Origin of the sequence: Hymenobacter jeollabukensis, assembly GCF_005771675.1 — a bacterium.
Taxonomy (GTDB): domain Bacteria; phylum Bacteroidota; class Bacteroidia; order Cytophagales; family Hymenobacteraceae; genus Solirubrum; species Solirubrum jeollabukense.
This window is the reverse complement of sequence record NZ_VAJM01000006.1, coordinates 352,019-365,783: the sequence shown is the minus strand read 5'-3', so window position 1 is coordinate 365,783 and position 13,765 is coordinate 352,019. Positions and strand designations below refer to the sequence as shown.

At 68.4% G+C, this 13,765-nt stretch carries 7 protein-coding genes and 1 pseudogene; 1 reads left to right on the top strand and 7 read right to left on the bottom strand.

The window, feature by feature from the left end; all coding sequences use genetic code 11:
* Window positions 1-1,118: pseudogene (locus tag FDY95_RS15335) on the bottom strand (hypothetical protein); the annotation flags it as partial.
* A gap of 112 nt (window positions 1,119-1,230) precedes the next feature.
* Entirely contained in the window at window positions 1,231-2,010 is a 780-nt protein-coding gene (locus tag FDY95_RS15330) for an oxygenase MpaB family protein (protein WP_138079005.1), read from the bottom strand.
* A gap of 190 nt (window positions 2,011-2,200) precedes the next feature.
* Here FDY95_RS15330 and FDY95_RS15325 point away from each other — a divergent pair, with 190 nt between their 5' ends.
* Window positions 2,201-2,614, top strand: a complete 414-nt coding sequence (locus FDY95_RS15325; protein WP_138079003.1) for a ribosomal maturation YjgA family protein — start codon at window positions 2,201-2,203, stop codon at window positions 2,612-2,614.
* On the opposite strand, the gene FDY95_RS15320 is transcribed toward FDY95_RS15325, so the two are convergent.
* From FDY95_RS15320 to FDY95_RS15300, 5 genes are all read right to left on the bottom strand, one after another.
* Complete coding sequence (locus FDY95_RS15320) at window positions 2,602-3,261, bottom strand: hypothetical protein (protein WP_138079001.1); 660 nt, start codon at window positions 3,259-3,261, stop codon at window positions 2,602-2,604. The two genes, FDY95_RS15325 and FDY95_RS15320, sit on opposite strands and share 13 nt — an antisense overlap.
* Window positions 3,262-3,456: 195 nt before the next feature.
* Window positions 3,457-5,235, bottom strand: coding sequence for a chloride channel protein (locus FDY95_RS15315; RefSeq protein WP_138079000.1), 1,779 nt, complete (start codon window positions 5,233-5,235; stop codon window positions 3,457-3,459).
* 121 nt (window positions 5,236-5,356) lie between these two features.
* Complete coding sequence (locus FDY95_RS15310) at window positions 5,357-7,150, bottom strand: sensor histidine kinase (protein WP_138078998.1); 1,794 nt, start codon at window positions 7,148-7,150, stop codon at window positions 5,357-5,359.
* A gap of 142 nt (window positions 7,151-7,292) precedes the next feature.
* The gene (locus FDY95_RS15305; protein WP_138078996.1) at window positions 7,293-10,472 is read right to left on the bottom strand and encodes a tail fiber domain-containing protein; all 3,180 of its coding nucleotides are present in this window, start codon (window positions 10,470-10,472) and stop codon (window positions 7,293-7,295) included.
* Window positions 10,473-10,663: 191 nt separating this feature from the next.
* Window positions 10,664-13,705 carry a tail fiber domain-containing protein gene (locus FDY95_RS15300; RefSeq protein WP_171025695.1) on the bottom strand — a complete coding sequence of 1,014 codons (3,042 nt, stop codon included), beginning with the start codon at window positions 13,703-13,705 and terminating at the stop codon, window positions 10,664-10,666.
* Window positions 13,706-13,765: the final 60 nt, after the last annotated feature.

The window sequence follows — 13,765 nt, the reverse complement described above, 5'->3', positions numbered from 1 at the left end:
GGCCAGCTGAAGCGGCCCACGGCCCGGCCCGGCACGCTGAGCGTGGTCACGAAGCTGGCCGGGGTGGGCAGCATGCCGCCGTAGGCGGAGAGGCGCAGCGGGTTGTTGTCCGGGTCGGTGGCCGTCACCGTGCGCGTGAGGGTGGTGCCGGCCACCACGCAGGTGTCGCGCGGCACCGTGATGGTCGGGCGCTGGTTGCTGCTGGCAAACACCGTTATCTGCATGTCGCGGATGACTTCCCCAATTTTGCGCTTGCCCCCGAACGCGTCGCGCCGCCACTCTTCCACCACAAACGCCACGTTGTAGTCGCCCAGCAGGTTCGGGGCGTTCCACACCATTTGACCGGTGCTGTCGTTTATTACCAGAATGGACGGAGCTCCGGGCACGCCTACGGGTGGGCCCGTATAAGGCACCTGGGTTCCGCCGGAGGCCACATTCGGATACGTATAGCCGGGCAGATTCACCGGCTGCGGCCGATTGTTGCCGCTTTGCACGAGGGAAGCTACCGTACGCGGTTCGTACTGGCAGACGAGCAAGCGAAAAACCAGGGAGTCTCGATCTTCATCGGACGCCGCCGGGTTGTGCAGGTACACCTGCCCCGAAGCGGCCCGGTCAATGGCCGGGGCGTTGAGCACCGGCGAGTGGTTGATGCCGATGAGCGGGCTGATGTTGATCTGGGTATGGATGTAAAAGCTGCGCTGATCCGACGACGGCACGTTGCGAATCCCCGTGGCGCGCAGCTCCCCGATATGACTGACGTAGTAAGTTCCGGCTCCGCTGTAAGTATGCTCGAAGTAGTACACGCTGCGCCGCACGTTATTGGGCAGCTGCACCGGGGGCAGGCGGGTGGCGACGATGCTGGTGCCGTCGCCAAAAAAGATGGTTGCTTCGTTGCTCGACTGTTGGCCCGGGTTATCAGCCGGCGAGTTAGAATCCGTATAGGTCACCATCTTAAAGAAGATGCGCAGCGGATTGTGGGCCGCCGTGGTATCCGTTTTGGCCTGAATGTCGCCGGCGCGGATGTGGCTGGCCCGGCCGGGCAGGGCCAGCAGCCACAGGCCGAGCAGCAGGGGCAGGAGCGCGGGGCGCAGCCGATAGCGGAGTAAGGAAGATTCCATAAGCACTGCAGAGAGAAGAACAGGAAAGGAACGCAGGACGGGCCGACATTCCTACGCCGCTACCCGCAAAAATCGTACGCACTACGCGGGTCGGAGTTCAGCCCGCGCCGATTTATAGATGCGCGAACCCTGCGGATGGCATATCGAGGGCCGCAATTTGGGCTCGGAACGCGGCCGGCAGCAGGCTGGTACGGGCCCAGCGGCTTGGGGCCAGGTGCTGCACTCGCCGGTATACCCCGATGATAGGGCGCAGCGCGAGGCCGTGGCCCAGGCCCAGCTGCGCCCGCACCAGCGGCGGCACCACCAGCCCCTGGGCCTGCCGCAGCAGGGCGTAGCGCACCGGCCCGAGGTGGCGGCGGTACTGTCGGTACAGGTCGGTGGTGTAGCGGCTGGGGGCCAGGTCGGCGGCCAGGTGCTGCCGGCGCTGCCGCAGCCACTCGGCGTGGGTGGCGGGCAGGTCCGCAATGCCCATGCGCCGCCCCACGCGCCCGAATACGTCGAACACCTCGGCCTGCTCGGCCGGGGTCAGGGGGCGCTCCAGCGCCTCGTAGGCCCGGATGGAGTAGTCAATGAGCATGAACAGGACGTCGCGGTAGGCCCAGTCGGGGATGCGGGCGCCGCGCTGGGCCTCCACCGCGCGGTGAATGTGGGCAATGGTATCGATGGCGCGCTCGGCCCCGGCCCGCTCGGCAAACACGATCTGCCGGGCGTACTCGACGGTGGAAAACAGCCGGCCCAGCGGATCGGCGGGCAGCCGACCGGTGAAATACAGCCAATCAACGGCTTTGTTCAGGGCAAATTCGGCCGCGGCCCCGGCGAAGATGAAAAGCACGGTATCGGCCTTGCCCCAGATGGTGCGCACGATGGAGTGCGGCGCGACGAAATAGTCCATAGGACAGCTAACAGAAAAGAGCAGCGGGAAAGTTTGGTGATTCAAAGTTATCAAAGAACTTTGTAATTCAAAGCTTGTATTGAATGCTCGGCTTCCTGTAACCCATTTTAGCACGCTGCCATCAGGCCGTGCGCCGCCGCGAATGGCCGTCGGGCCGGCGGCAGACGCATTTTCCACCGATTCAGAAAACATGCTCATCCGTCCGATTGCCTCCGTCATCCGCCTTCGCTACGCCATCCTGTCGGGACTGGTGCTCGGGCTGGGGCTGGCGTCGCGGCGGTTTCGGGCGGGGCTGCCCGCCTGGGTGGGGCTCTACGCCGGCGACGTGCTCTGGGCCCTGCTCGTGTTCGGGCTGGTGAGTGGGCTGCGCCCGACGTGGTCGGCCCGGCGGCGGGCGGCGGTGGCCGGCGCGTTTTCCCTCGTTATTGAGCTGAGCCAGCTGTGGCAGGCGCCCTGGCTGCAAGCGCTGCGGGGCACCACGCCGGGCGCGCTGGTGCTGGGCCGCGGGTTTCTCTGGTCCGATCTGGCGTGCTACGCCGGGGGCGTGCTGCTGGGCTGGGCGCTGGATGGCTGGCTGTGCCGCCGCCCGTCTCAGAATCGGTAGGTCAGGCCCAGGGACCCGCCGCCGCCGAAAGGCGAGGTTTCGGCCCCGAACGCAACGGTCAGCAAGATCAGCGGCGAGAAGCTGGCGCCGCCGTCAGCGGTCAGCTCCAGGTGCTTGCCCAGCCCGTAGCCGACTCGGCCACCGGCGGTGAAAGTCACATCGGCCGAGGATTCCGGGGTTTCCGCGTGCTGGTCGTAGGGCTCGGGGCTGTTCGTCGTGGTTGAATACTCCCGCAGGCGGTACCGGGCCGCAAGCAGGGTGACGCCCGCCCGAAATTCCACCCGCCACGGAGTAGGCGCCAGCCGGGTGGAGGCAATGGGCAGGCCGACGGCGAACGGGACGGCCACGGTGGTTACCTCGCGGGTCGTCTGCCAGTAGTAATAGCGCGGCAGCTCGGGGTAAGTCGTCAGCAGCGTCGTGGGCGTCCGTCGGTGCCGGTACTGCAAGCCCAGGTACAGGGTGTTGCCATCGTTCAGGCGCACGCCCAGGCGCAGGTGCACCGGCAGCACCGAAAACACCGACTGCCGCCCGCGTCCCCACGGCGTCTCGAACCGGGCATAGCGCTGGTACAGGCCCCCAACTTCCAGACTCCAGCGGGGTGGGAACGGGGCGGCGGGCGGGGCCTCAACCGGCGCGAGCAGCAGCATAGAAAAACCGGGGAAGGGGGTGGCTGGCAAACGGCTCAATAAACCCATGCCGCGGCTGCCCGGCCAGTCATAAATGCGGCTGCTCGGACCTCGCCGGGCGGGAGGTGAGACGGGGGCGGGCCCCGTTCAGGGTCCGCCCGGCCGATTTTGGCGCTGGCAGCAGCTGGTTCAATCAGACTTCAGCGCGCCCCGGTCTTACTCGCTTTCCTTGATAAGCTGCTTGCGGTAGCTGGCCAGGATGGCCGATTTCAGCAGGAAGCCCACGTAGCGGCCGTTTTTGAGCACCGGCAACGACCACACGTTCAGCTGTTCCATGCAGCGCAGGGTGTCCAGCAGGGTGTCGTCGACGTTGACGGTGGCCGGGGGCTCGGTCATCAGGTCGCTTACGCGGGTGGTGGTATAGTGCTCCTCGTCGAAAAGGGCGTCGCGCACCTGGTCGAGCGAGATGATGCCCACCAGCGCCCCGTCGTCGTCGACCACCGGGAAGAGGTTGCGGGTGGCGTGGCGGAAGATGTCGACCAGCTCGCCCAGGGTGGCCTCGGGCTGCACCGGCTCGAAGTCGGTTTCGACCAGGCGCGAGAGGTCGAGCTGGGCCAGCAGGCCCCGGTCGCGGTCCTGGTGCACGTACACGCCGCGCTGCACCAGCTTGCGGGTGTACACCGAGTAGGGCTCGAAGTAGCGCGTGGTGAGGTAGGAGCAACTCGTCACCACCATCAGGGGCACGAACAGGGCGTAGCCGCCGGTAATTTCGGCGATGAGGAAGATGGCCGTGAGCGGGGCGTGCACCACGCCGGCCAGCACCCCGGCCATGCCCAGCACCACGAAGTGCACCTCCGGCACCACAAACCAGCCGCTGATGTTGATGAGCCGGGCGATGAAAAAGCCGAGCAGCGCCCCCGAAAACAGCGAGGAACCGAACATGCCCCCGTTGCCGCCGGCCCCGATGGTGATGCAGGTGGCCAGCACCTTCAGCAGCATGGTGCACAGGGCCACGGTGAGCAGAATCCACACGTTCTCGTCGCGGTATACCGAGAAGATGCTCGCGTCGAGCAGGTGGCGCGGCTCGCCGCTGAGCAGGGCCTGCACGATGTTGTAGCCCTCGCCGTAGAGCGGCGGAAACACGAACACCAGCACGCCCAGCCCGATGCCGCCCAGCACCACCTTGCGGTAGGTTCCCTTCCACCGCTCGAATACCTTGTCGGCGGCGAAGTACACCCGGATCATATACACCGACATCAGGGCCGCGCACAGGCCCAGCACGAGGTAGAAGGGGATGGTGTCGACGTCCCAGCTGGTGGTGATGAGCACGAAGGGCTGGCCCGAAAACAGGAACTTCGACACCACCGTGGCCGTGGCCGAGGAAATCAGCAGCGGAATGAAAAACGGGGCCGACAGCTCGCTCAGCACCACTTCCACCGCGAACAGCACGCCCGCAATGGGCGAGTTGAAGATGGCCGCCACCCCCGCCGCCGCCCCGCAGCCCACCAGCAGGCGCCGCTCGCGCCGGCTCACGCGCAGGATGCGGGCCACGTTGGAGCCGATGGCCGAGCCGGTGACGGAAATCGGGGCTTCCAGACCGGCCGAGCCGCCGAAAGTGACCGTGAGCAGGGAGCTGACCCACTGCGAGTACAGCTTGGAGCGCGGCACGATGCTGCTCTGCCGGGCCACCGAGTAGATGATGGGCCCGATGCCGCGGCCGAGGTTGCCGTGCAGCGCGTAGCGGGCAAAGAGCACCGTCAGCCCGATGCCGATGATGGGGTAGAGGAAGAGGGCGAAGACCCGGTTCTGCTCCGGAATCCAGCCGTAGAGCAGCTCCTGGCCCCAATGCACCGCATTTTTGAGCAGCACCGCCGCCAGGCCCGCCAGCGCGCCCACCAGCACGCTCACCAGAATCAGGTACACCCGGTCGCTGACGTGGCGCAGGCGCCAGAGCAGCAGGGGCCGCAGGATTCGGTGAATAATGCTTTGGGACATGCGGTACGCGGCAGAGACGACGGAGTGAAGCTAATGCCCCTAACGTCGTCGGGGTGCCCGCATGATACGGGGAATTGCCGAAATGGTGAAATCGGCGGGCCGAAGCGGCGGGGCAGCCGGCTTACTGGGGCACACGCAGCTCCACCAGAAAGCCCTGCGCGGGGCCGGCGCCAGTACTGAGCGTGCCGCGCAGGGCGGTGGCGCGCTGCTGCATGCTGCGCAGGCCCAGGCCGCTGCGGCCGGTGGGCACGGCCGGGGGCTGCCCGTCGTCGGCCACGCGCAGGCGCAGGTGGCCGTCGGTGCGCTCCAGGCTCACTTGCAGTTCGGTGGCCGCGCGGGCGTGGCGGGCGGCGTTGCTGACGGCCTCCTTGAAGATGAGGTAGAGGTGCTGGCGCAGCTCGGGCGGCAGGGGCTCCTCGTCGCGCAGGCCGTGTACGTGCAGCTCGGTGGCCAGGCCGGCCGCGGTGGCGCACTGGTCGAGGTGGTCGCGCATGCGGTCGAGCAGGGCGCCCACAGTATCGGCCTGCGCGTCGATGCCCCAGACGATGTCGCGCATGGTGCCGGCGGCTTGGCGGCTGTTGCTCAGCAGACGCTCCAGGGCCGGGTCGACCTGGGGCTGGGTCTGGCGCAGCAGCTCGGCCTGCAGGTTGACGCGGGTGAGCAGGGTGCCCACTTCGTCGTGCAGGTCGGCGGCAATGCGGCTGCGCATGCGCAGGGCGGCGGTGGTAGAAGCCAGGATGTGCCGGGCGCGCTGCCGCACCAGCACCAGCACCAGCAGGAGCCCGGCGCCGGCCAGCGCGGCCACAAACAGCGTGGTGCGCTGGCGCAGCGTGGCGGCCCGCAGGCGGCTGCTGGCCTGCAGGGTGGCAATGCGCTGACGCTGCCGGTTCAGCTGCTGCTCTTTCTGCTGCGTAGCGTGCAGTATCTGCAGTTCGCGGGCGTGGCGGGCGCTGGATTCTTCGAACAGGCTGTCCTGCAGCACCGCGTAGCGCCGCTGATGCGCCAGGGCCTGGCGGTACTGGCCCAGCTGTTCCAGGGCCGGCACCAGGGTGGTCACCACGCTCATCTCGCAGTTGAGCAGGTGGTGGGCGTGGGCACGGTGCAGGGTGGCCTCCAGCCGCGCCACGGCGGCGGCGTAGCGGCCCTGGCGATACGCCAGGATACCCTGCATCTCATCCAGCATCAGCTGCACGCCCACGTAGCGGGGCGGTGGGTAGGCCGCCGCTGCCGAATCGATCAACTCCGCGGCGCGGGCATTTTGCTGCTGTTGCAGGGCTATGTCGGCGAGGTTGGCCAGGCTTACGGCCACATTGGCCGTGTCGCGGTCGAGGCGGGCCAGGTGCAGGGCCTGGCGGTAGCTGTGCATGGCCAAGGGGTAGTCGTGCGCCTGGGTGGCGCAGCTGGCCAGGTTCGTGTAGATACCGCCCAGCTCGTCGCGGCCGGCCTTGGTGTGGCGTGGTACCAGGCGCAGCCCCTCGCGGGCGTAAGCCACGCCGGGCCGGGGCTGCCGGAGCAGAAAATAGGAGTAACTGAGCCATTCGCAGGCAATGGCGGCGCGCAGGGAGTCGCCGTCTTCCAGCCCCATACGGCGCGTCTGCAGCATCTGGATGATGGCCAGACTGGGCTGGTTTTCGTGCAAATAATGCCCGGCCAGGTTGGCCAGCAGCTCGGCCCGTACCAGCCGGGGCAGATCGGCCCGCTGGAGCAGGGCAATAACGGCGGGTGCCGTGCCCATGGTGACCTGCTGCCGGGCCAGGTGCAGCTGCGCCGGCCGCGGCAGCTGCGGCAGGCGGCGCAGACTGTCGAGCAGCGGAGAATGGATGGGGCGCCGGGGCCCGCTGGTCGGCGCCGCGGCGGTTCGGGCCACCGGCAGCAGGAGCAACAGGCTGAGCAGCAGGCCGGCAAACCTATTCATGAAGAAAAGCAGCGGGAAGAAAAAAAGCGGAAATGAGGGGGTGCTGACCAGTAAAAATAGGCAACGCCCCCGAGCTTATATGCCCCGCCCCGGCCGTGCGGGGCACAGTCGGGGCGGGGTAAGGAGGCCAGATTCCGCCGGGTTATTTCGCGTCGGCGCGGGTGCCCAGCAGGTTTTCCAAGGCTTTCAGGCGCTGCGCCAGCTCGGTGGTCTGCGTGGCCTGGGTTTGCAGCAGGGCCTGCTGTTGGTCGAGGCGGCTGCCCTGTGCCTGGTTCTGCTGCTGCAGCCGGGCATTCTGCTGTTGCAGTTCGGCTACCTGCCGGGCCAGTTCCTGAGTAGCCGACACGTTCAGCATGCTCAGTGCTTCGTAGTCGACGGCGCGCACGTCCGGGTGCTCCAGGCCGAACACGAATACCTCCTGAGCCGCCAACTGCCGCACCCCGCGCAGCAAGAGTTGAGTGCCGCTGGCCGCTTTCACGGTGCTGATAACCTCGCCGGTTTTGGTGAGGAGCTTCACGCGCTGACCGGCTTTGGCCGGCGTGGCCGGGGCGGCAGGCAGGGTTAGGCGCAGCAGCGAATCGGCTTCGATTTCAACCTTGGCAGCTTGCACGTACACATCAGGCAGGAAGCCGCTGTGCTGGCTGACAGCCTGCGGAAACACCTGCTCCACTTCCTGGGCAATGACTTTCTTGAACTGGCGCTGGCCGTACTGCGCCCGGTCGCGCAGGGTGTAATCGGTGATGCGCAGCTGCTGGAGCAGGGCCAGGTCCTGGGCCGCGTTGCTCAGGCCGATGATGGTCTTGAGGCGGCGGTCGGAGGTGGCGTTGAACTCGGTGGCCAGCACCCGGCCGGTGGCGCGGATGCTCACCGGGCCGGTGTTGCTGCCGGTGGTGCCGCTCTGCCCGTTGCTGTTAAACCAGCCGTAGGCGTAGTTGCCCGGCGTCACGGTGCCCTGCACGTCGAGCGGGAAGCTGGGGTTGGTCGTGCCGATGCCCACGTTGGTGCCGCTGAAGGTCATGTAGTTGGTGCTACTGAAGCCGTTGCCCTCGTTGATTTTGATCTTGCGGCCGTCGTTGAAGTCCATACCGAAGGAAAACCACGCGTCGTTCGGGTCGTGCATCACGATGTAGGGGCTGGCGTTGTCGCGGCGGATTTCCAATGGGCCGCTCGGGCCGGAGGCGCTGGTATAGCCCGCGCCCACCCCCAGGAAGCCGCCTTTGAGCACCATCTGGGTGCTGCCGCCGCCGGCGTTGAACTGCGCATCGTTGTGCGAGCCGCCGGTGTACCAAGCAAAGGCCTCGCCGGTACGGAAGTACTGCGTACCGCCTTGGATACCAATGCCGTAATCCGCATTCCAGAGGCCAATCATCTGCCGGGTGGTGGCCCCGAAGCTCAGCGTGCCCCCGATACTGGCCGCGCCGCGCACCGTGGCCGCGCCGTTCACGTCGAGCAGGGCGCCGGGCGTGGTGGTGCCGATGCCCACGCCGCCCGTGCCCTTGGGCAGCAGGTTCAGCGGTTGATTGACGTTGGAGCCGGCCGCGTAGAGCGAGTTATAGCCGATGCCCACGCCCTGCGTGCCGTTCGAGTGGCGGAATTCCGAGCCGCCGGCGGCCTCGTCGAAGTTGCCGGTCACGTACAGCGGCCGGCCCGTGGCGTGGGAGCCGCTGCGGCCCTCCGTCTGCAGGTCAAACTTGTTGCCGGGGTTCAGCCCGATGCCGACGTAACCGCCGCTGGTCCAGCGCAGCACCGACGCGAAGCCGCCGCCCGCGTTGTAGCCCAGCTCGCCGCCGCTGTAGCCGAACAGCTGCGGCCCATCGACGCTGGCGCTGAAGCGCAGCTGGTGGTTGGCGTCGGTGGCGCCGCGCAGGTATACTGGCTGGTCGTTGAGCACCAGCGCCTGGGTGGCAGAGTGGTTGCCCAGGTTGTCGGCGCCGTTGGGCAGCGTCACGGCGTTGCCGCCGCTGATGCTCAGCTGCTGGCCGCTCAGGCTGAGCGTTTGCGCGTCGTTATCCACCGGAATGGTCTGCGCGGCGAGCTGGCCGTTGTTGTCGGTGGTGACCATGCGGGCGCCGCCGCCACCGAGCCCGTCGATGCGGGCGGTGCCGGCCACGTGCAGCTTGGCCTGGGGGCTGCCCGTGCCAATGCCCAGACGGGCGCCGGCGTTGTCCCAGTACAGCTGCGCGGCGTTGCCGGCCAACTTCGTGCCGTCACTGTAGATGACGCTGCCGGCCGCCTGCGAGGTGGTGGCGTTGTTGAGGCTGATAACGGGGGCTTCGGGCTGGAAGCTAAAGCTGAGGCGGACGTAGCCGGCGCCGTTCTGGTAGCCCTGGGTGTGCGTCACGTTGCTGGCCAGCGTAGGGTGGGCGTAAGAAGAGCCGCCGCCGGCGCCGGCGTTGCCGTGGCTCATGCCCCCGCCGTAATAGCCGCCGCCGCCGCCGGCAGCGCCCCAGCTGGTACCGCCGGTCAGGCTGGCGCCCACGCCCAGGCCGGCCGGGCTTGAGCCGCAGTAGCAGTACTGCTGCGGCGTACCGCCATCGGTGCCGCCGGCCGTTTGGGTACCGCCGGTGGCGGGCACCCCCGTCGGGTTGCCCGCCGTGGGAGTCAGCCCGTCGCCGCCGGTGAGGCCGCCGCCGGGGCCGCCCCGGGCGTAATAGCCCGATCCGCCGCCGCCGCCGGCCACCAGTACCCGGTTGGTCAGGGCCGTCCCGCCAAGGCGGATGTCGGTGGCGCCGCCGCCCGGTTCGCTGCCGCGCCCCCCGCCGTTGTAGCCCCCGTCCTGGTACAGCGTAGCGGGATTGTAGCCCCGGTCGCCGCCTACTTCAATGGTCAGCACCTGGCCCGGCGTTACCGCTAGCGTGGCCTGGACCCGGCCCCCCCGGCCGCCCCGGTAGCAGTTGCTGCAGTTGTCGATGGTACGGCCGCGGGCCCCGGCCATGTCCACCTGTACGCTCGTCACGTTTGGCGGCACGGTCCAGGTCTGCGTGGCCCCGGTGAAGCTGAAGGTGAGCGTCTGCGCCCCGCTGGCGGCGGCGGAAAGGCCCTGCACCGCGTCGGTCCAGAAGAAACCGTTCCAGGTGTTGAGCTTGGCCGCGTCGGTGTTGTAGATGGTCAGGCCGGCTGCCGGATTCGGAATGGCGTCGCGCTGGGCTTGGCTCATGCGCGGCGGCAGCAGGCCCTTGTCGGTGGCCTTCACGTCGAGCACGGCCGAGGCATCGGGCGTCGTGGTGCCGATGCCCACGCCGGCGGGCGTTTGGGCGCGCAGGCCCGGCGTCAGCAACAGCAGCAGGACGGGCAGCAGGAAATGGCGTAAACGGTGTTGCATATAGAAACTAAGCAGGGCAGGAGCGAGGGACGGGGCGGGGCAGCGGCCAAACCAACCACAAAGCTAACTCCGACCCGCTGTAGTACAACTCGGCCGTGTACCGCATTTGGGGGTATCCGCGAAACACGGCGAGGGCGGCCCCGGTCGAAACCAGGGCCGCCCTCGGGCGGAACAGCACGGACGCGCCGGCCTTACTTTGCCTCGGCGCGGGCGCCCAGCAGGCTTTCCAGGGCCTTCAGGCGCTGATCCAGGCTGGCCGTCTGGGCCGAAGCCGCCGCCTGCGCCTGCTGCAGCTGCTGGGCTGACTGGGTCTTGCTGGCTGCCAGCTCGGCCTGCAGGGCCGCTACCTGCTGCCGTAGCTGCTCCAGCGCCTGCACCTTGCGGGCCAGCTCCTGGGTGGCCGACACGTTCAGCATGGCCAGCGCCTCGTAATCGACGGCGCGCACGTCGGCGTGCTCCAGGCCGAAGACGAACACCTCCTGGCCCGCCAGCTGCCGGGCGCCGCGCACCACCAGCTGCTTGCCCTGGGCCGCTTTCACCGTGCCGATAACCTCGCCGGTTTTGGTGATGAGCTTCACGCGCTGGCCCGCCTGGGCGGCCGGAGCGGCGGGCAGCGTCAGCACCAGCAGCGAATCGGCCTGGGTTTCCGCCTTCGTGGCCGGGGCGTACACATCCGGCAGGAAGCCGCTGTGCTGGCTGACGGCCTGCGGAAACACCTGCTCCACTTCCTGGGCAATGACTTTCTTGAACGGGCGCTGCCCGTACTGCACCCGGTCCTTCATGGTGTAGTCGGTGATGCGGATCCGATTCAGCAACGCCAGGTCTTGAGCCGCGTCGCTCAGGCCGATGACGGTCTTGAGGCGGCGGTCGGAGGTAGCGTTGAACTCGGTGGCCAGCACCCGGCCGGTGGCGCGGATGCTCACCGGGCCGGTATTACCGCCGGTAGTGCCCGTCTGCCCGTTGCTGTTAAACCAGCCGTAGGCGTAGTTGCCCGGCGTCACGGTGCCCTGCACGTCCAGCGGGAAGCTGGGGTTGGTCGTGCCGATGCCCACGTTCGTGCCGCTGAAGGTCATGTAGTTGGTGCTACTGAAGCCGTTGCCCTCGTTGATTTTGATCTTGCGGCCGTCGTTGAAGTCCATGCCGAAGGAAAACCACGCGTCGTTCGGGTCGTGCATCACGATGTAGGGGCTGGCGTTGTCGCGGCGGATTTCCAGCGGCCCCTGCGGCCCGCTGTTGGCGCTGAAGCCCCGGCCGATGCCCAGGAAGGTGTTTTTCAGCACCATCTGGGTGTAGCCGCCGCCGGGGTTGAACTGCTCGTCGTTGTGCGAGCCGTTGGTAAACCAGGCAAACGCGTCGCCGGAGCGGAAGTACTCGGTGCCGCCCTGCACGCCGATGCCGTAGTCGCCATTGAACAGGTTCACCATCTGCCGCACGGTGGCGCCGAAGCTCATATTGCCCCCGATGTTGGCCGCGCCGCGCACCGTGGCCGCGCCGTTCACGTCCAGCAACGAGCCGGGGCTGACGGTGCCGATGCCCACCCCGCCGTTGCCTTTGGGCATCAGGTTCAGGGGCTGGTCGACGTTGGAGCCGGCCGCGTACAGGGAGTTGTAGCCGATGCCCACGCCCTGCGTGCCGTTGTAGTGCCGAAACTCGGCCCCGCCGGCGGCCTGGTCGAAGTCCCCGGTCACGTACAGCGCCCGGCCGGTGGCGTGGGTGCCGGTGCGGCCGGCGGCGTTCTGCACGTCGAGGCGGTTGGTGGGGGAGGTGTTGCCCGTGCCGATGCCCACGTTGCCGTTGCTTTCGATGCTCACGTTGGCGGTGGTGCCCGCGTCGTCATCGGCGTAGAAGCGGATGGGGGCGTTGTTGGTCACCAGGCGCAGGAAGTTGCCGCTCACGCGCGAGTACAGGCCCAGGTCGGAGGTAGCCGTAATGGCTGTGCCGCCGCGCTGAATCACGCCGGCCGGCAGCAGCAGGCTGCCGGCGCTGGTCAGGCCCAGGCCCTGCGTGCCGCCGTTGCCCACCAATTGGTTGGCGCCCAGGTTCAGGTTGTTGCCCACGCTCACGCTGCCCGTGCCCACCAGCTGGTTGGTGCCCAGGTTCAGGTTCTGGGTGGCCGTGTGGTTGCCCAGGTTGTCGTAGGTGCCGGGCACGTTGGTGATGTTGCTGCCGTCGAGCACCGGCGCGGCCGGCTGGGGCGTCAGGGTCACGTAGCCGCCGCCGGCCTGGTAGCCCTGGGTGTGCACCACGTTGCTGGTCAGGTTGGCATCGGCGTACGACGAGCCGCCGCCGCCGCCGCCGCCGTTGTAGTTGTACTGGGTGCCGTCGAAGCTGCTGCCGCCGCCGCCGTAGTAGCCGCCGCCGCCGCCGCCCGACCGGTCGCGGCCCTGGCCGCCCTCGCCCAGGGTCCCGGCCGTGGCGCCGCCCCAGCCGCCGGCCGCGCCGCCGCCGGTCTGGCTGCCGCCGCCGCCGGCGTTGAAGCCGTACTGGGGGATGGCGCCGTTGCAGGCCGTCAGGCCGCCCCCGCAGCCGCCGGCCGCGTAGCCGCTCAGGGTGTAGCTGCGCCCGCCGCCGCCGCCGGCCACCAGCACCCGGTTGGTGAGGGCCGTGCCGCCGATGCGGATGTCGCTGCTGCCGCCGCCGCCGCCGCCCTGCAGGCTCGTGGAGCCCCCGCCGTTGGCGTAGCCGCCGCTGCCGCCGCCGCTGTTGAAGCCCGGGGCCAGAATGGCGCCGGCCGTACCGGGGTAGATGGTCAGCACCTGGCCCGGCGTCACGGCCAGCGTGGCCTGCACCCGGCCGCCGTTGCCGCCGTCGGCCCCGCCGCCCTTGCCACCGGCCATATCCACCTTCAGCCGCGTCACGCCGGCGGGCACGGTGTAGGTGTTGGTGACGTAGGGACTGGTGAAGGTGACGGGCGCCAGCGTGGGCGCCGCGCCGCTGGGGGTGGAGTCGGCCAGGTAGTTCACCCAGCTCCAGCCGTTCCACAGGTTCAGCGTGTTCGTTTCGGTATTGAATACCAGCAGGCCTTTTTCCGTGGTGCCCGGTGCCAGCGCGTCGCGCTGGGCCTGGGTCATGCGCGGCGGCAGAAAGCCTTTCGTGGTGCTGTTCAGCTCCAGCGCGGCCTTGCCGTTGGGCGTGCTGGTGCCGATGCCCACCGAGCCATTCTGGGCCTGCACGGCTACGCTCAGCCCCAGGGCGGCGGCCAGCGGTAAAGTGAATCGTAAGAATCGTTGCATACTGGTGGAGAGAAGAAAGTGCGGCATCGGCGCAGCCCTTATCCGCTCCGATGACGCAAA

What these genes read in the sequence shown, in the direction of transcription:
- FDY95_RS15330 (WP_138079005.1), bottom strand. Translation starts at nt 2,010, where the DNA reads ATGGACTATTTCGTCGCGCCGCACTCCATCGTGCGCACCATCTGGGGC.
- FDY95_RS15325 (WP_138079003.1), top strand. Translation starts at nt 2,201, where the DNA reads ATGCTCATCCGTCCGATTGCCTCCGTCATCCGCCTTCGCTACGCCATC.
- FDY95_RS15320 (WP_138079001.1), bottom strand. Translation starts at nt 3,261, where the DNA reads ATGCTGCTGCTCGCGCCGGTTGAGGCCCCGCCCGCCGCCCCGTTCCCA.
- FDY95_RS15315 (WP_138079000.1), bottom strand. Translation starts at nt 5,235, where the DNA reads ATGTCCCAAAGCATTATTCACCGAATCCTGCGGCCCCTGCTGCTCTGG.
- FDY95_RS15310 (WP_138078998.1), bottom strand. Translation starts at nt 7,150, where the DNA reads ATGAATAGGTTTGCCGGCCTGCTGCTCAGCCTGTTGCTCCTGCTGCCG.
- FDY95_RS15305 (WP_138078996.1), bottom strand. Translation starts at nt 10,472, where the DNA reads ATGCAACACCGTTTACGCCATTTCCTGCTGCCCGTCCTGCTGCTGTTG.
- FDY95_RS15300 (WP_171025695.1), bottom strand. Translation starts at nt 13,705, where the DNA reads ATGCAACGATTCTTACGATTCACTTTACCGCTGGCCGCCGCCCTGGGG.